This window comes from Lysobacter sp. Root76, assembly GCF_001428685.1.
Taxonomy (GTDB): domain Bacteria; phylum Pseudomonadota; class Gammaproteobacteria; order Xanthomonadales; family Xanthomonadaceae; genus Lysobacter.
The window spans coordinates 143,001-160,934 of record NZ_LMIK01000009.1; the positions used below are offsets into that span (position 1 = coordinate 143,001).

Genomic DNA, 17,934 nt, shown 5'->3' on the forward strand with positions numbered 1-17,934 from the left:
CAAGCGCCGCCCATTTAGTCCCAACCGCGACACATCGCGCTCGGCCGCAAAGCGCAGTGCTTTGCACTCGCAAGCCACAAAGAGCGGCGCGCCGCCCTTGTTGCATCAAGCGCAAAGCGTTTTGCCCCGCGCGAGCGCGCGCAGGCCCGGACGCCGGGGTCGGAGCGTTGCAAATTTGAGGTTCGAAGTGCGGCCATCGAAAGTTGGCGCTGCGCGCGCGAAAGAACCTGCTCGACGGCTGGGATGCGCAAAGCGGCGGGCGGGGCTCAGAGAGCCACGGGTGAGACACCACGGGCGGGGGGGCCGAGCGGCAAGGCTCCATGCCCCGAGCGTTTCGCTCCACGCGCGGGGCGTTTCGCTTTGCGGTTGGCTCTGTTCGAGCCGGCCGTGAGCCTCGCTCTGCGGCCGGTCGAGCCTGAGCTTTCGCAGGTGACCCGCCGCTAGGCGGTCACCGGGGTTGCGGCGTCGATGACGCCTTCCAACTCTTCGGCGAGGCGCACGAAGCAGTCGGCCAGCGCTTCGGCGGACAGGGCGATGCGGTCGTCGGCGCCCTCGCCCACCGGCGCGGCCAGATCGCCGAGCAGACGCAGCTGATCGCGGGCCTGACCGAGGTTGACGTAGTCCTTTAGGGAGAGATGAAACCCATTGATTGGGCCGATGTCTGTGCGTTGTCCGTTTCGCATGTGGAGCCTCCGAGCAGCGTAGTAAAGATCCACCATTGACGGAGGTGGGTAACCGCTGCGCGGGAGTTTCGACGCTCCATTAGATGCCACTCTGGAGAGGGAGACCAGGAACTGTCAATCGGAAGAATGAAATGTACAAAATCGATCAATAACATCCGCACTGAAATACACACTAAAAGCAACAAAAAACCATCACCCCTTGCCTATGGGCCGATTAAGTACCCCATAGGCGCCCCCTTCTCCGGGCCTAACAAGGGGCAGAGAACTAATTTCGACAAACGCAGCACGGTGATCGGTGAAAGAGGTGACAGTCTTCAGTTGAAGGCGCCGCCTTCCCGCCAGAAAAGTACTCTGACCCCTGTTTCGACAGACTATGTTTCCGACATCCACCTTGCGATTGACCACCCTGTCCAAGGTGCGACGTGTGAGGCGATCAGACGCTGCTGAAAATTCGATCACGACGTACTCCCCTGTGCACGGCTGGGCTATGTTGTATCGAGGTCTTTTCCCGCCAACGACCTGCAGCGATCGGAGTGGCCAAGTAAATCGGTGAACTTTGACGCCCCCCGGACTCTGGATGCGACCCTGCGAACGGTCCGTGGTGACGTCCCCCGCTCAATGCCTGGACGACATGGTGGCCGCGATTGGCGATGCATGAACAACGAACCGTTGCCGCTGGGGGCGCCGGGGAAAGGTGACGACGCACTGCCGTCTGAAAGCCATCGCCTCACAGGCGTTGCCCATCACCCCATTGGGTGGGCAACGCGCGCTACGTCGTGGACGAGAACCTGGTGTCCAGCAGCGGCATCAGCGCGGCGATGCAGGGGTCTCCTCCAAATATGCAAGGTTGCCGAGCTGTTAGGCCCATGGCCGGCAGCCGACTTGACTGAGCTTTAGCGTCGCGGTGCGCGAGACGGCGACGGACTAGGTTGGGTGGCAACGATCGGGCGCGCTTCTTGCACGTCCAAAAAGTGGGCAATGCGCTGTTGCACCTCGGACGGAGCATGGGCCACGCGCCGAGGTAACTCGGCCTGCGGGGCTTCGCCGGTCGTCATTGCCAAGGGTGCACCGTGTCCGGTCAGCAACCAATCGATGGAGATGCGTGCGGCGTTTTCGCCGACCGGCAGTTCGGCCAGTAGCGCCAATTTGTCGGCAGACAGGCCCGCTTGCCCCTTACGCACTTTGCGCAGCGCCGAGTCGTTGGTGTAGCCCAACTTTGCGGCTAGCGCTGACAGGTTCCACTGCAGGTATTGATCCAACAGCAGCCCGAGCCGATGTCCAAGGGCGGCTTGGAAATTTGCATCCCGCGGCGTCTGCGTCATATTATGACGATACCACAATTCTATGCTAAGGTCCCGAGCGTGAAACCTGAGCACCTGCAGCGCTGCCAAGTTGCCACGCCTCCGGACGTGGTCGACCTGCTGTGGGACTTGGCCTTGGCGGAGCGAAAAGGGGCGACTTTCCCTTCTGTCCTCGACCTCGGGGCTGGCGACGCGCGCTTTGCGCGCTCGGCGAAAGCGCGCTTTGATCGCTACGAGGGCGTGGAACAGGATCATCATAAAATCACGCAAGCTGGCCTGCCGCAGTCGGCGCAGGTGGTGCAGGGCGACGCCATGGCTTGGCGCGGCGCCAAGGCGAGCCTGTCCATCGGCAACCCCCCCTTCATCAAGTCAGCGCATCTGGATCCCCATTGGCGCACGGCCGTGCTCGATCGCCTCGAGCATGAGAGCGGCACGCGCCTGAAAGACACCGCGAACGTATTCGTTCTTTTCATGCTGCAGGCGTTGCTGCGCACTCGCGACGATGGCTTGGTGGTGCAACTGGTTCCCTACGAGTGGGTCACGCGTCCGAGCGCAGCGGAGTTTCGTGCGTACTTGCATGAACAACGCTGGGACGTGCAGGTCTACCGCTTCGATGCCGATATCTTCCCGCGCGTACTCACTACCGCTTCGGTGGTCATCATCGACAAGCGTGGCACCAAGGGGCGGTGGTCCTTTGGCGAAATTGGCCGCAATGGCGCCATGCGCACCTTCACCTCGCCCTCGGGTACCGCGAAGTCGGTGTTGCCCTATGCCGATCGCGACGGCAACGTGCACGCGCTACGCGGCCTGAGCCCGGGCGGTCAGGACATCTTCGTCCTGACCGAGCAACAGCGCCTGCATTTCGGATTGAAAAAGCAACGCGACGTGGCGCCATGCGTAACCAGCCTTCGCCGGCTGGCCAAGGACACCGACGTGCTCGACGCCGAGACCTTCCGGCGTGACTTCGTGCAGGCGGGGGCACGCTGCTGGCTGATCCGCAGCGACAAGGCACATTGGTCGCCGGAGCTGTCCGCGTACTTGGACAGCGTGGGCACGCGCTGGAAGCGCTATTCGACTTGCACCAACCGCTCGCAGTGGGCACGCTACGTTTCCCACCCCGCGCCGGCTCTGCTAGTCTCGTCCGGGTTCGTGGGCAAGGCCCCCAAGGTCGTGGTCAACGAGATCGGCGCGGTCGCGGTGGGCTCGGTGTATGCCGTGCTGACCCAGCGCTCCAAACCCAAGCTCGCCAAACTGGCTTCGCGGTTGCGCGCTTACGATTTCAGTCGCCGCCTAGTGCACCATTCGAACAACCTTCGTAAGATCGAAGTGCGCCAGCTCAACGCGGTACTGCAGCGGGTCGGGGACTAAGGAGAGGGACGATGGCGCGCAAGGCGCGGGAAGCCAAAGCGATCGCGCCCTCCCGAGGCGCCGACGCCGACGAGGTCAAGCACGCCACCTTCAGCGTCAGTGCTGCGCTGTTCGAAGAACTGGGCGAGCGTTTGGTCAGCAAGCCCGAAATCGCGCTGGCCGAGCTCATCAAGAATGCCTACGACGCCGATTCGCCCGATTGCCAGATCACCCTGGACGACACGCAGATCGTGGTCGCCGACCACGGCCATGGGCTGACGGAAGACGAATTCCTCAATAACTGGATGGTTGTTAGCTCCCCGGCGAAGGGCAAGCAACGCTACTCGCGCCGCTACGGTCGCGCGATGGCCGGCTCGAAGGGCGTGGGGCGGTTTTCAGCGCGGTACCTGGGCCGCATGGTGGAACTGACGACCGTCGCCGACGTACCGGGCGGACGCGTCGGAGCGCGCACGAAACTCACTGCCACTTTCGACTGGACCAAGATCGCCCAGGCCCAGAAGATCGGCCAGGTCAGCATCGACTATCGCGTGCGCCTAGCCAAGCCCGGCGAAGCGACGGGTACGACCTTGCGCATCGCGCAACTGCGCGATGAAGCCGAGGCGATCTCGGTCGCGCAGGTGAAAACCGACATCCTACGCCTGACCGACCCGGCCGCCGGCCTGGAGCGCCCGGCCTTCGCCTTCAGCCACAAGGACGCCGCACCCAAGGATGATCGCGATCCGGGCTTCACGGTCAGCTTCACCAATGCCGCCAGCACGCCGGAATTGGTGCCACCGAGCGTGGCCTCGGAGATCCTCAAGGCCTTCGTGGGCCGAGTCCGCATCCAGGTCACCGAATCCGGGCGCCTGAGTTACAAAGTTTTCTGGGATCGCAGCGAAAAGGTGCTCGACGAAGGCTGGTTCCCGCTGGCCGATGTCGCGCGCGACTATTCCGCTAACGCCTTGAAGCTCAAACCGGGGCAGGATGCCGACGAGCGCGGCCTGCCGCTCGAACTGGAAGACGTTTCCCACTTGCCTATGTCGGTGCGGCTTCACTCGCCGGTGTTCATCGACATCCGATTCTTCCCCCGTCGCGCCGGCACCTTTTCCAACTTGCCGGTCAACGGCAAGATCGCGCAGCGCTGGTTGAGCGAAGCGGCTTCGCTAGCAATCGTGGACAACGGCTTTGCCATGCCAGCGTACTCCGACCGCGGCAGCGACTGGCTGGGCGTGGATGCCAGCAAGGCGCGCAACGAGCGCGCTTGGCAGTCCGTGTTTACCCCGGTCTACTATCCGATGAAGCCGGGCGCTCGGGAAAACCCCAAGCTCAATCCCATGCTCGCGTTGCCGCGTGGTACCCAGTTGGTCGGCCGGATCCACATCACCACCCAAAAGCGCCCGGCAGACAGCCTCGCCTCAGACGACTGGCTGCAGCCGAACATGGACCGCGAGTCGCTGCGCAGCAACGGCGCCTTCCGCCTGCTGTGGCATGTGGCGAGGTTTGCTGTGGAGCTGCTCGCGCACCACGATCGAGCCCAACGACTAAAGCTGGAAGAGAAAAAGCTCCGGGACAAGCAGAAGCAGGCGCGCACATCCCTCAGCGCTGCGATCGAGGAGATCAAGTCCTCTCCCAACATCGACCCGGCCTACAGGCGCCGTGTCGTCGAGCAACTGACCCAGGCGCAGGATCAGTTCGCCGAAGCAGAAGCGTATTCGGACGACGCCAAGCGCTCTTTGGAAGTGATGTCGATGATGGGCGTCATGGCGGGGCTTTTGACCCATGAATTCGAAAAAAGCTTAGCCACGCTTACGCTGGCCGCAGAGATATTGGACAAGCTGCCACGACCAGGCGCGGAAGTGACCGCGGCGCTGACACAGCTTCGCGCTTACGAAAGCGAGCTGGGGCATTTTCGCGACTACATGCGCCTGATCGTCGATAAAGCGAGGGAGCTGAAACCCCAGGCATTCAAGGCCAAGGCGCAGGTCAATTTCACTGCCAAGACACTGGGCCACCTGGCCGACCGTTACGGCATTGCTGTCGCGCTGGATATCGACGGGAAGCTGCCAGGCCCGGCGGTGCCAGTGGCGGCCTACAACGGCATCGTCATGAACTTGATGACCAACGCGATGAAGGCGCTGATCCCGAAGGTGCCCGGCGAGCCGCGACGCATTCGCCTGTATGCCACCAACGAGGGCGCTCACCACACACTGGTGTGCGCCGACAACGGCATCGGCATCCCGGCCTACGTCCGCACGCGCATCTGGGACCCGTTGTTCACTACGACGGCCTCGACCGACGAGGACAATCCACTTGGCTCAGGTCTGGGGCTGGGACTGAGCGTGGTCAAGCAGGTGGTGCAGGGACTGGGCGGGCGCATCGAGCTGCTTGACGAGGCCCCGCCTGGCTTTGCCACCGCATTCAAGATCATCTTGCCGCTGGAAGCGAAGGAAAGTTAACGCATGCGCGTATTGCTAATCGAAGACGAGCAAGATTTCATCGCGCGAGTGCAGGCGGGTGGAGCGGCGTTCGAAGGTATCGATGTCCTTACCGCCGACCAAAGCGGCCTACTCGAACTCAAAGCCAGCTTTGACGACTCCGGGCCGATCGAAGAACAACTGGTAACGAAACTGCAGGCGCTAGTCACGCGTGAATGCGTCGACCTAGTAATGCTCGATACCGACCTGTCACGCCAACATGGCCTCCTTAGCACGCAGACCGAATACCGCCAAGCCTTCCAGATACTCGGCATTCCGGTGTGCAGGTACAACAAGGGGCATCACCCGACCGGGCTGATGGACCTGGAGCTATTGAGGCGCGTGACCAAGGAGGGCGACAACGCAATTTTCATTCCACGTGAATTGCTCGCCGCGAATCTAGACCTTGCCCATTCTCTGATGCCGCGTCTAGAGGGCATCTGGCGAGGCTTCAAGACGATGCGCGAGCTGATCGAGACGCGGCCTGAGGTACTCGAAGGCGACTTGGGCCCAGCAGGTATCCTAGCCAACCTGCTTGGTCGCGCCGGACTGCAGGCGGACCTCCTCGGCTACACGACTCAGAGTAGCAACTTCTTCGCCGGCGGCGCTGCTGAGGGCGTAACTAGGTCGGTGCACTACGGCGCGCAGCTGAGCTACTGGCTGTACAACTTCGTGCTCGCTTTCCCGGGGCCGATCTTGAATCCAGTTGCCGCTGCTGCTTTCGTGAACCTGTCCACGGACAGCTTCGAACTCCCTGCCACGCGGGCGCTAGTGGCGCACTGCCGCTACAACGGACCGTTCGACGCCCTGGGTCCGTACTACTGGAAAGAAGACCTGGCCGCGCTGATCGATGAAGTGGGCGGCGACATCGCACGCGCTCCGGCCTTGGAAGACCAGCCCCTCGAGCGCGTGGACCCCGAAGGCCATGCCGTGGCGTACTACTGCGTGCTTACGCGAAAAGCTATACGACAAGACGAAGCGGCAGTCAATCCCGACTGGGTTCCAGCGGGCGCCAGCCTGTCGCGCATCTCAGAGTCCGAGTTTGACGAACTCGGCCCGATGTTGCGAAGCTGACCTATGCCGCGCGAATTTGACACCTTCCATCGCTATTGGATGGACTGGGAAGCCAAGCTCAAGCCGCTGATCAGACGCCACGAGGCGCAGCTGCTGTTCCCAAACCGTCTGAGCGAAACCCTCAAGGATGACGGCAGCATCGATCTGTCGCCAGCGCACCCGATTTGCATCGCCAATGCGCCACAGAAGGCCGCCACGGGAAAGCGTGGCCCCTCGCATCGCAACACCCTAGTCATCGACGGTGGGTTCCACTTGAAGCCAGGCGCGGTCGCACCGTACCTGGTACAGGGACGGTGCTCGCTATCGGTTTTCTCCACCACGATTCGCGACGATGGCGGGCGCAATCTAGTCGAGATCGATGCAATGCACTTCGATATGGAAAAGGCGGACAAGCCCACCGCTTATCATCCAATCTTCCATGTCCAGCGCGACGTCGACAGCAAACTGGACCAAGCCAAGCTAAAGCAGTCCGTGGCCGACTTGGCGCGCACGACGCCTGACAAGATCTTCCTGGAGCGCAGCTCCGGCTTGGGTACGCAGCACCTGCGCCTGCCGACGCCGCAAATGGACCTGTTCGCGGTGCTCACCGCAGTCGTGGCAGACTTTTTCTGCAATGGCGCCGACAAGGATATCAAAGTCAAAACCCAGTTCAGTGCCGTGCTGGAGCTTCTGAAGCACCCCAGTAATGCCGCCCGAAACGGCTTCGCTGCGCGCCAGTTGATGGAGCGGGCCGATCAGATCTGGCCTTGCCCGGGCGCTTGGTACCCCGAATCGGTTTAGCGCTTCGAAAAAGTCGCCCCCGCGGAACTGCGGTCAAACCGCCAAACAACAACGCTTCATTACGAAACAGGAGCGTAACAGGGGTCAGAGCACTAAGACCCCTGTTTTCGCTCCCGAGATAAAACAAGGACTCAGGGCCCTACTCTTCCGTCCTCATCTAGAAACCCGTCGATCATCGGTACCAGCCAATCGACGCGCGCCGTTACCTTCATGTGATCGGTCCCTTGAAGCACAGCGAGCTGCGCCTTCTGGAGCAGCCGGAACGTGTCCACGGCGTGTTCGGGCCGTACCACGTCGGCATCGCCGACCACTACCAGCGTGGGCGCGGTGATGCCGCGAATCGCCTCGGTCGGGATGTCCTTGAAGTCACGCACCCGCTGGGCGGCCTTGTCCCGGCTCGCAGATGTGCTTCGCCACATCGCGCAACGCAGCCAGGGCGTGCTGCATGGCCGCGGTGGCCTGATCGTCCGCCTCGGGCCTGACGTACGACAGGCGGATCTTGACCACGCGATTCGTGGTCTGCCCGAGCCACAGGATGGAGCCTACGTCGTCGTGGTCCTCCGTCCACAGGTAGAGCCTGAATCGTCCTTCGACAGACTGGCCAGGAAAAGGGAGTTTGACTGGACCGCTCATGGCGGATTCCGCGTCGGGGTGCAGGGCCGCAATTTGGGACTCGGCACCGAGGAACTCTTGGTCGACGCTGGCGGCCTGCGTTTTGTCCAACAGGTAGACCGTCACCGCCGTGTGATACGCAGGCGCGTTGTAGCCAAAGACTTTGCCCGCGCGATGTTGGCGCATGGCGTTGTGCACCTCGGGCGGATAGGTCTGGGCCTGCAGATCGCCGATTTGCGCGGGGAAGCATGCGCTGGAAGCGGCCTGCGGAGCGGCTTCGCTCGCATGCGCAAGACTGGCCACGGTCCAGATAGCTATCGCCAATAATCGCTTCATCGCTGCTCCTAGGCGCTTTCGAACGAATCTGCCGAGGGGCAAGTTTGCCCCGCCCGCTCCCGATGCTTGGTAAGCCCCAAGGCATCTTCGTTGCGATCATAAGGCGACGGCGGGGCTCACGATTCCCCGGTGCAATCTCACCCCTCAATACGGTACGAATAGAACCCCAACCCAATCGGTGTGTACGACGGGTCCGAACCGGTTGGCGGCGCCCGCTGCGTATCGCGCGGCACGTAAATGCCCTGCTCCGTTACGAAGAACGACGAGGTAACGATGTACAGCCCATCGGCGGCGTTGTAGACGCGCTTGGGCGCCAGCCGCTTGAGGGCGTCCGGCCATTGCGCGGCGGGGATGTCCTGGTTTAGCGGGGCCGCGCGTTGCAGGCCGGGGACTTCGATGACCAAGCCCTCCAGTTCCGCCGAGGTGGGCGTGCGTTGGCAGGCCGCCAAGGCGGCGGTCAGCAGTAGGGCGAAGGCGAGTCGTTTGGTCATGGAAGTTCGTTACCGGCAGTGGCCCCGGCTGGGCGAGCGCGATTGCATGCCTACCACCACTTGGCGATGCCGACGAACAGGTCGCTCAGCCATCCGAACACGGTGGGGGCGAGTCGCGGGAAGGCGAAGGACAGCACGGCGAAGGCGGCCACCGCTGCGCCGAAGTGGGCGATGGGGATGGGGTTGTCCGCGAGGACGACGATCTGGCTGTTGAGCACGAACCAGCACAGGCCCGCCAGCGGCACCGAGAAGAACAGCGAGCCGAAGGCCGCGGCCAGGCGCCCGCCCAGGGTGAGGTCGGGGTCGGCTGGCTGGCGCGTGCGTTTGTGCCTCATGGGTGGCGGCAGCGGGGATCAGGCGGCGTGGTCGCGGTCGTGGCGGTACTGATCGCTGATGCGGGGGCCGGCCAAGGCCTGGGCATGCCGCTTCTTTTCGCGGGATACGCTGAAGACGGTGCCGGCGATGGCGACGACGAGCACGGTGGGCCAGATGAAGGCGCCCAGCATGCGGCCGGCTTGGCGTGACGAGTCGACGTCCGTCCCCATCATGCCGCCGAGGATGCCGCCTGCGACCACGCCCACGATGGCCGCGGCGAAGAACCATTTTACGAATGCGAGTAGTGCGTGCCCCATTGGCGCCCCCTGTCGGCGTGGAATGCGGGTTGGAGTCTGGGCTGGGGGTGGAAAGGCGTCAATGCGGTGGGTGGGTGGCGCGCGGTGTGGGGGTGAGCATGCGGTAGGGCGTGTCACGGGAAGGGGTGATGCGCGGGAGGGTGTGGTCCATCGCGGCTTACGCCGCTCCCACAAGAGGCAGGCGGGTTACGGAACTGGCGCGGCGGGCGGGAGGCGTGGTCGCGGCTTACGCCGCTCCTACAGGAGGCAGGCCGGTTACGGAACTGGCGTGGCGGGCGGGAGGCGTGGTCGCGGCTTACGCCGCTCCCACAGGAGGCAGGTCGGTTGCGAAACTGGCGCGGCGGACGGGAGGCGTGGTCGCGGCTTACGCCGCTCCTACAGGAGGCAGGACGGTTGCGGAACTAGCGCGGCGGGCGGGAGGCGTGGTCGCGGCTTACGCCGCTCCTACAGGAGGCAGGCGGGTTGCGGAACTGGCGCGGTGGGTGGGAGGCGGGGTCGCGGCTTACGCCGSTCCTACAGGAGGCAGGCGGGTTACGAAACTGGCGCGGCGGGCGGGAGGCGGGGTCGCGGCTTACGCCGCTCCTACCCCAAAGCCGGGAGCGTTCGTTGGCGCTTGGGGGACGCCAGAAACGACGAAGCCCCGCATTGCGGGGCTTCGAGGTGTTTGGTGCCGGAAATAGGAATCGAACCTACGACCTCATCATTACGAATGACGCGCTCTACCAACTGAGCTATTCCGGCGGTGTTGCGTGGCCCGGCCTTGCGGCGTGGGCCTCCGCGGACGGGCCGCGGGGGTGTGGATTGTAGGGTTAGGCAGCAGGGCGGGTCAATTCAGACGGGGCGTTCGAGCGCCCTGCCCGGCCGCGGGCCGCTCAGCTGACCAGGCGCAGGCGCAGTTCCTTGGGCAGGGCGAAGACCATGTCTTCGGGCTCGCCGTCGAGCTCGTTCACGCGCTCGGCGCCGAGTTCGCGCAGGCGTTCGATCACGCCGCGCACCAGCACTTCCGGGGCGGAGGCGCCGGCGGTGATGCCGATGCGCTTGCGGCCCTGCACCCATTCGGGGTCGATCTCGACGGCGCCGTCGATCAGGTAAGCCTCCACGCCTTCGCGCTCGGACAGTTCGCGCAGGCGGTTGGAGTTGGAGCTGTTGGGCGAGCCGACCACCAGCACCAGGTCGCAGTGGGCGGCCAGTTCGCGCACGGCGTCCTGGCGGTTCTGGGTGGCGTAGCAGATGTCGTCGTGGCGCGGGCCCTGGATGGCGGGGAACTTGCTGCGCAGGGCCTCGATCACGCTGCGGGTGTCGTCCACCGACAGCGTGGTCTGGGTGGTGTAGGCGAGGTTTTCGGGCTGGTCGACCACGAGCGCGGCGACGTCGTCGGTGTCTTCGACCAGATAGATCCGGCCGGAACCGTCTTCGCGCCGCCACTGGCCCATGGTGCCTTCGACTTCGGGGTGGCCTTCGTGGCCGATCAGGACCACGTCGCGGCCGGCGCGGCAATGCCGCGAGACTTCCAGATGGACCTTGGTCACCAGCGGGCAGGTCGCGTCGAAGATCTTGAGCGCGCGCCGTTCGGCTTCCTCGCGCACGGCCTTGGACACGCCGTGGGCGCTGAAGATCACGGTGGCGCCGTCGGGCACTTCGTCGAGTTCTTCGACGAAGATCGCGCCGCGGTGCTTGAGGTCGTCGACCACGAAGCGGTTGTGCACGACTTCGTGGCGCACGTAAATGGGCGCGCCGAGGGTCTCGATGGCGCGCTTGACGATCTCGATGGCGCGGTCGACGCCGGCGCAGAAGCCGCGAGGGTTGGCGAGCAGGACGTCCATGGGGCCGATTGTACTCCTGGCCTAGGCGGCGGGCTTGGAGGTGGGCTTGGCCGGCGCCGCGAACAGGCCGACCAGGGCGATGCCCACGGCGCCGGCGACGATCGCCGAATCGGCCAGGTTGAACGCGGGCCAGTAGTGGTCGCCCCAATGCCACTGGATGAAGTCGACCACGTGGCCGTGCATCAGCCGGTCCAGCACGTTGCCCAGGGCGCCGCCGATCACCAGCGCGTACGGCAGCGCGGTTTTCCAGTCGGTGCGTTCGGTGCGGCGCAGCCAGCTGGCCAGCAGGGCGCTGATCGCCACGGCCAGGACCACGAAGAAATACTTCTGCCAGCCGCCGGCATCGCTGAGGAAGCTGAAGGCGGCGCCGGTGTTGTAGGTGCGGTACCAGTTCCAGACCCCTTCGATCACCGGGATCGCGGTGTACTCGGGCAGCGACGACAGCACCCACCACTTGCTGAGCTGGTCGAGCACGATCACCACGACCGAGACGATCAGCCAGGGCAGCGCGTTCTTGCTGGGGAGTTGCGGCATCGTGTTGCGCTCCTGGTTGCGGTCGCGACCGGTCACCGGATGGAGGGATCCGCGCGCGGCGGATCCGGGGAGGTTGGGCTGCCGGCCCGCGTGGTTCAAACGCGGACCGGCGGTGGACGGCGGCTCAGAACCAGCGACGGTCCTCGCCGGCGCCGGCGACGTTGCTCACGCAGCGGCCGCACAGGTCCGGATGCGCGGCGTCGACGCCGACATCGGCACGGTAATGCCAGCAGCGCACGCACTTGGTCTTGGTCGTCGGCGCGGCGAGCACGGCGATGTCCTTGACCGCGTCGTCGGCGACGATCTCGACGTCGCCGCTGATGAACAGGAAACGCAGTTCGTCGGCGAACGGCGCCAGCCAGTTCTGGTCGGCGACGCCGCAGCGCAGCGCGATCTCGGCTTCGAGCGCGGCGCCGATCTTGCCTTCGGCGCGCATCGGTTCCAGGGTCTTGCTGACGTCGTCGCGCAGCGCGAGCAAGCGCGCGAAGTCTTCGGCCGACAGCGCCGCGTCGTCCGACAGCAGGGCCAGGCCGTCGTACCAGGTGGTGAACAGCACGTTGCCTTCGCGCGCGCCGTGCTCGGTGTTGGCCGGCAGGTGGCGCCACATTTCGTCGGCGGTGAAGGCCAGGATCGGCGCGATCCAGCGCACGAAGGCCTCGGCGATGCGGTACATCGCGCTCTGCGCCGAGCGGCGGCCGCGCGAATCCTCCTGCATGGTGTACAGGCGGTCCTTGGTCACGTCCAGGTACAGCGAGCCCAGGTCGACGCTGCAGAAGTTCGACAGCGCCTGCACGATCTCGGCGAAGTCGTAGCGCTCGTAGGCGGCGGCGATGCGGTCCTGCAGTTCGGCGGCGCGGTGCACGATCCAGCGGTCCAGCGCGACCATGTCGTCGATCGCGACCAGGTGCTTCGCCGGGTCGAAACCGCTGAGGTTGCCGAGCAGGAAGCGCGCGGTGTTGCGGATGCGGCGGTAGACGTCGGCGTTTTGCTTGAGGATCTTGTCGGAGACCGTCATCTCGTTGCGGAATTCGGTCGAGGCCACCCACAGGCGCAGCACGTCCGCGCCCAGGGTGTCGGTGACCTTCTCCGGCGCGAGCGCGTTGAACATCGACTTCGACATCTTCTTGCCGTGTTCGTCGACGGTGAAGCCGTGGGTCAGCACCTGCCGGTACGGGGCGACGCCGTCCATGGCCACGCCGCTGAGCAGCGCGCTGTGGAACCAGCCGCGGTGCTGGTCGGAGCCTTCCAGGTAGAGGTCGGCCGGCTTGCGCAGGCCGTCCTGCGGGCGCTGGGCGAGCACGCATTCGTGGCTGGTGCCGGAGTCGAACCAGACGTCGAGGATGTCGTTGACCTTCTCGTAGTCGCCGGCCTCGTCGCCGAGCAGTTGTTCGGCGGTCATCGCGTACCAGGCGTCGGCGCCCTGCCCTTCGACCGCGTCGGCGACCTGGCGCATGATCTGTCCGGTGCGCGGATGCGGCAGCCCGGTTTCGCGGTGGAAGAACAGCGCGATCGGCACGCCCCAGTAACGCTGGCGCGAGATCGTCCAGTCCGGACGGCCTTCGATCATGTTGTAGATGCGCGCCTCGCCCCAGCCCGGCACCCAGGACACGCCCGGGATCGCGGCCAGCGCGTCGCGGCGCAGGCCGGCCTGCTCCATCGAAATGAACCACTGCGGCGTGGCGCGGAACACCACCGGCGTCTTGTGGCGCCAGCAATGCGGGTAGCTGTGCTTGATGCGGCCCATGGCCAGCAGCGCGCCGCGCTCGCGCAGCACTTCGACGATCAGCGGATCGATCTTGAAGATGTGCTGGCCGGCGAGGTCGCGGCCGGCGGCCGGCGGCGTCGACGGCAGGTACAGGCCGCGCGCGTCGACCGGGTTGATCTGGGCGGCGGTGTAGCGCTCGACCAGGCCGTACTTCAGGCCGACCGCGTAGTCCTCCTGGCCGTGGCCGGGCGCGGTGTGGACGGCGCCGGTACCGGCGTCGATGGTGACGTGGTCGCCCAGCAGTACCGGGATCTCGCGCTCGTAGAACGGATGCTGCAGGCGCACGCCTTCGAACTCGGCGCCCTTGACGATCGGCGAGTCGTTGGCCTTGACGCTGTCGCCGTGCTTCAGCGCTTCGCGCTTGGCCAGATGGCCGAGGAAGTTCGCGGTCAGGTCGAACGCGACCAGCAGGTATTCCGGCCGCTGGCCGTCTTCCTTGAACAGGTCTTCGGCGCCCGGCTGCACCTTCACCAGCACGTAGTCGACCTCCGGCCCCAGCGTCACCGCCAGGCTGGCCGGCAGGGTCCACGGCGTGGTGGTCCAGATCGGCACCGACAGCGGTGCGCCGTCGTCTTCGAGCCCGAACGCGTCGAACACGCGCTTGCGGTCGAGCACCGGATAGCGCACGTAGATCTCGGTGGATTCCTTGTCCTGGTATTCGATCTCGGCTTCGGCCAGGGCCGAGCCGCAATCGAAGCACCAATGCACCGGCTTGGAGCCGCGCACCAGGTGGCCGCGATCGACGATCTTGGCCAGCGAACGCATGATGTCCGCCTCGTAGCGGAAATCCATGGTCCGGTAGGGGTTATCCCAATCGCCGGTCACGCCCAGGCGCTTGAAGCCGCGGCGCTGGATGTCGATCTGGGTGGTCGCGTATTCGCGGCACTTGGCGCGGAATTCGGCGGCGTCGAGTTTTTCGCCGACCTTGCCGAACTCCTTCTCGACCTTGTGCTCGATCGGCAGGCCGTGGCAGTCCCAGCCCGGCACGTAGGGCGCGTCGAAGCCGGCCAGCAGCTTGGACTTGATCACGATGTCCTTGAGCACCTTGTTGACCGCGTGGCCGACGTGGATCTCGCCGTTCGCGTACGGCGGGCCGTCGTGCAGCACGAAGCTGCGCTCGCGGCCGCCGGTCTTCTCGCGAATGCGCTGGTACAGACCCTCGCTCTCCCAGCGCGCCAGGGTTTCCGGCTCGCGCTTGGGCAGGTCGCCACGCATCGGGAAATCGGTCGCCGGCAGCAGCAAGCTGGCCTTGTAGGCGTTGCCGGGGGCGGATTGGCTCGGGTCGTTGGTCACAGCGGGTCTCAGGCAGTTTTCTCGGCCGCGCTCGCGGCCTGGGCCGGCGACGCGGACGCACGTCGAAGGTCGGGGGACGAATGCGGTGCGGGGAATGGGCGGCGTTGCGCATCGAGCAGCAGCGACTCGCGCGCCTGGGCGGCGTCGCGGTGCATCTGCTGGGTCAGCGACGCCAGATCGGGGAACTTGAGTTCGGCGCGCAGGTGCGCGACGAACTCGACTTCGATCCTGCGACCGTACAGGTCGCCGTCGAAGTCGAACAGATGCGCTTCGAGCAAGGGCTCGACGCCGTCGACCGTGGGCCGCGTGCCCAGGCTGGACACCGAGGCCCAGGGGTGATCGCCGACGCCGTGCACCCAGGTCGCGTAGATGCCCGACAGCGCCGGGGTCTTGCCGCCGAAGCGCAGGTTGGCGGTCGGGAAACCCAGGGTGCGGCCGAGCTGCCGGCCGCGCACCACCCGCCCGCCGATCGCGTACGGGCGCCCGAGCAGCGGCGCGGCGGCGGCGAAATCGCCGGCCAGCAGCGCGGCGCGGATGCGGGTGCTGGAGACGCGTTCGCCGTCGTGATGGACCGGATCGATCTCGTGGGCGCCGAAGCCGCAGCTTTCGCCGAGGCGGCGCAGCAGGTCGATGTCGCCGCCGCGGGCCTTGCCGAAACGGAACTCCGGACCGACCCAGACCTCGCGCGCGCCCAGCCGCTCGACCAGGACCTTGCGCACGAAATCCTCGCCGCTCAGGCCGCTGAGGCGGGTGTTGAAGCGCAGCAGGCCGACCTGGTCAGCGTCCAGCGCCAGCAGGCCCTCGGCCTTGGCGCGCGGCAGCAGCAGGCGCGGCGGCGGCGCGGACGGGGCGAAGAATTCGCGCGGCAGCGGTTCGAAGCTCAGCGCCACCGCCTGCACGCCCAAGGCGCGCGCACGCGCGACCGTGTGGCGCACCAGCGCGCGATGCCCGAGGTGCAGGCCATCGAAGGCGCCGATGCAGACCACACTGCCGTGCGGGCAACGGAGCCCGCCCTCGACGTCACGAAACAGCCTGCTCATTGAATTTGGCGTGGGGGACCGGCTCGAAACAGCCAGTTAGAAGGATGAATGAGGAAGTATAGCCGCCGCGGGCGGCTCTCAAGCCGCCCGCCGCCGCTCGTTCAATGTCCGCGCAGGTGGTGCGGGCGGATGCCCTGCAGCCACAGCGCCGCGCCGTAGACCGCACCGCCGGCGCCCACCACCACCGCCAGCTTCCAGCCGCGCTCCCACCACGGCCAGCCGGTCCAGCCCTGCCACAGCCACAGCAGGGCCAGCACCACCGCGCTCATCGCCAGCGCCGCGATCCCGATCTGACGCAGGAAACGGCCCCAGCCGGGCTGGCGCGCATAGACCCTGGCGCGGCGCAGGTACCAGGCCAGTTGCAGCGCGTTGGTCCAGCCCGCGATCGCGATCGCCAGCGCCAGGCAGGCGTGCGCGCCCGGGACTTCGCCCAGGGCCTCGCGCAGATGGCCGCCGCTGCGCGCGAGCGCGGCCTGGCCGACGTCGGTGAAGTACAGCGCGCTCAGCAGCAGCGCCACGGTCGCGGTCAGGTTCACGATCACCGACACCACCGCCGATTTCACCGGGGTCTTGGTGTCCTGGCGCGCGTAGAACGCCGGCGCCAGCACCTTGACCAGCAGGAAGGCCGGCACCGCGGTCGATTGCGCCATCAGGCTCAGGCGGATCATCGCGGTGTCGCCGGGGCTGAGGCGGCCGTACTGGAATAGGGTCGCGATCAGCGCCTCGGCGCACAGCACCAGGCCCAGGCAGGCCGGCACGCCGATCAGCAGGCACAGCCGGAAACCCCAATCCAGGCCCTTGGAGAAGCCCTGCGGGTCGGTCGCGGCATGGCGCTTGGACAGGTGCGGCAGGATCACCGTGCCGATCGCGACGCCGAACATGCCCAGCGGGAATTCCAGCAAGCGGTCGGTGAGGTACAGCCAGGTCACGCTGCCGGCGATCAGGAACGAGGCCAGTGCGGTGTTCAGCAGCAGGTTGAGCTGCGCCACCGAGGAGCCGAACAGGGTCGGCACCATCAGCCGCATGATCTTGCGCACGCCGGCATGCGCGGCGCCCCAGCGCGGCCGCGGCAGCAGGCCCAGCTTGGCCAGCGCCGGCAATTGGAACGCCAGCTGCAGGACGCCGGCGACGAACACGCCCCAGGCCAGCGCCAGCACCGGATTCAGCCCCCATGGCTTCATCAGCGGCACCGCGCTGACCGCCGCGGCGATCATCGACAAGTTCAGCAGCACCGGCGACAGGGCCGGGATCGCGAAGCGCTCGTAGCTGTTGAGGATGCCGCCGGCCAGCGAGGCCAGCGAGATGAACAAGGCGTAGGGGAAGGTGATCTGCAGCATCTGGGTGGCGAGCCGGTACTGCTCGCTGCCCGGCTCGAAGCCCGGCGCGAACAGCTGCATCACCCAGGGCGCGGCCAGCACCACCACCGCGGTCAGCACCAGCAGCGCGGCCGCCAGGGTGCCGGCGACGCGATCGACCAGGTCCTTGACCGCGGCGTGGTCCCGGTTCTCCTTGTACTCGGCCAGGACCGGCACGAAGGCCATCGAGAACGAGCCCTCGGCCGACAGCCGGCGCAGGAAATTCGGGATGCGGAACGCGATGAAGAACGCGTCCATGGCCGGGCTGGCGCCGAACTGCCAGGCGTAGACCTGGTCGCGGACCAGGCCGGAGACCCGCGAAATCAGGGTCATGGCGCTGAAAATGGCCGAAGACCGCAGCAGACCGCCCTTGCTCATCGGGCGCCCCCGGCCG

General features: G+C 66.0%; 16 protein-coding genes and 1 tRNA gene. 4 read left to right on the forward strand and 13 right to left on the reverse strand.

From position 1 onward, the window contains the following. Positions 1-440 precede the first annotated feature (440 nt). Together ASE10_RS17885 and ASE10_RS20445 are read right to left on the reverse strand one after the other, a co-directional pair. Positions 441-683, reverse strand: a complete 243-nt coding sequence (locus ASE10_RS17885; RefSeq protein WP_056306316.1) for a hypothetical protein — start codon at positions 681-683, stop codon at positions 441-443. 893 nt (positions 684-1,576) lie between these two features. Next, complete coding sequence (locus tag ASE10_RS20445; protein ID WP_157481169.1) at positions 1,577-2,005, reverse strand: hypothetical protein; 429 nt, start codon at positions 2,003-2,005, stop codon at positions 1,577-1,579. A gap of 39 nt (positions 2,006-2,044) precedes the next feature. Here ASE10_RS20445 and ASE10_RS17895 point away from each other — a divergent pair, with 39 nt between their 5' ends. From ASE10_RS17895 to ASE10_RS17910, 4 genes are read left to right on the forward strand one after another with little or no spacing between them, the layout of a single operon-like run. After that, complete coding sequence (locus tag ASE10_RS17895) at positions 2,045-3,352, forward strand: class I SAM-dependent methyltransferase (RefSeq protein ID WP_157481171.1); 1,308 nt, start codon at positions 2,045-2,047, stop codon at positions 3,350-3,352. Positions 3,353-3,363: 11 nt separating this feature from the next. After that, positions 3,364-5,787, forward strand: a complete 2,424-nt coding sequence (locus ASE10_RS17900; RefSeq protein ID WP_056306322.1) for a sensor histidine kinase — start codon at positions 3,364-3,366, stop codon at positions 5,785-5,787. Positions 5,788-5,790: 3 nt separating this feature from the next. Continuing rightward, positions 5,791-6,879 carry a hypothetical protein gene (locus tag ASE10_RS17905; protein ID WP_056306324.1) on the forward strand — a complete coding sequence of 363 codons (1,089 nt, stop codon included), beginning with the start codon at positions 5,791-5,793 and terminating at the stop codon, positions 6,877-6,879. 3 nt (positions 6,880-6,882) lie between these two features. Then, on the forward strand, positions 6,883-7,659 hold the full coding sequence (locus tag ASE10_RS17910) for a hypothetical protein (RefSeq protein ID WP_056306326.1): 777 nt from the start codon (positions 6,883-6,885) through the stop codon (positions 7,657-7,659). Between the two features lie 131 nt (positions 7,660-7,790). Here ASE10_RS17910 and ASE10_RS17915 read toward each other — a convergent pair whose 3' ends face one another. The 11 genes from ASE10_RS17915 to murJ form a co-directional block, all read right to left on the reverse strand. Beyond that, positions 7,791-8,033 carry an alpha/beta hydrolase gene (locus tag ASE10_RS17915; RefSeq protein ID WP_056306328.1) on the reverse strand — a complete coding sequence of 81 codons (243 nt, stop codon included), beginning with the start codon at positions 8,031-8,033 and terminating at the stop codon, positions 7,791-7,793. After that, on the reverse strand, positions 8,026-8,607 hold the full coding sequence (locus ASE10_RS17920; RefSeq protein ID WP_056306330.1) for a hypothetical protein: 582 nt from the start codon (positions 8,605-8,607) through the stop codon (positions 8,026-8,028). Before ASE10_RS17920 ends, ASE10_RS17915 begins: the two co-directional genes overlap by 8 nt. A 137-nt stretch (positions 8,608-8,744) precedes the next feature. After that, entirely contained in the window at positions 8,745-9,098 is a 354-nt protein-coding gene (locus tag ASE10_RS17925; protein ID WP_056306332.1) for a hypothetical protein, read from the reverse strand. A gap of 50 nt (positions 9,099-9,148) precedes the next feature. Further along, entirely contained in the window at positions 9,149-9,433 is a 285-nt protein-coding gene (locus tag ASE10_RS17930) for a hypothetical protein (protein WP_056104423.1), read from the reverse strand. Between the two features lie 18 nt (positions 9,434-9,451). Then, entirely contained in the window at positions 9,452-9,730 is a 279-nt protein-coding gene (locus ASE10_RS17935) for a hypothetical protein (RefSeq protein WP_056306334.1), read from the reverse strand. A 665-nt stretch (positions 9,731-10,395) separates the two neighbouring features. After that, positions 10,396-10,471, reverse strand: a tRNA-Thr gene (locus tag ASE10_RS17940). Between the two features lie 131 nt (positions 10,472-10,602). Continuing rightward, the gene (ispH, locus tag ASE10_RS17945; RefSeq protein ID WP_055910463.1) at positions 10,603-11,553 is read right to left on the reverse strand and encodes a 4-hydroxy-3-methylbut-2-enyl diphosphate reductase; all 951 of its coding nucleotides are present in this window, start codon (positions 11,551-11,553) and stop codon (positions 10,603-10,605) included. A gap of 21 nt (positions 11,554-11,574) precedes the next feature. Beyond that, entirely contained in the window at positions 11,575-12,087 is a 513-nt protein-coding gene (lspA, locus tag ASE10_RS17950) for a signal peptidase II (RefSeq protein ID WP_056104694.1), read from the reverse strand. A gap of 124 nt (positions 12,088-12,211) precedes the next feature. Further along, a complete protein-coding gene (ileS, locus tag ASE10_RS17955; protein ID WP_056306364.1) occupies positions 12,212-15,067 on the reverse strand; it encodes an isoleucine--tRNA ligase in 2,856 nt (951 codons plus the stop codon). A gap of 86 nt (positions 15,068-15,153) precedes the next feature. Continuing rightward, on the reverse strand, positions 15,154-16,185 hold the full coding sequence (locus ASE10_RS17960; protein ID WP_055910466.1) for a bifunctional riboflavin kinase/FAD synthetase: 1,032 nt from the start codon (positions 16,183-16,185) through the stop codon (positions 15,154-15,156). Between the two features lie 101 nt (positions 16,186-16,286). After that, positions 16,287-17,918, reverse strand: a complete 1,632-nt coding sequence (gene murJ / locus ASE10_RS17965; protein WP_055910469.1) for a murein biosynthesis integral membrane protein MurJ — start codon at positions 17,916-17,918, stop codon at positions 16,287-16,289. Positions 17,919-17,934 lie beyond the last annotated feature (16 nt).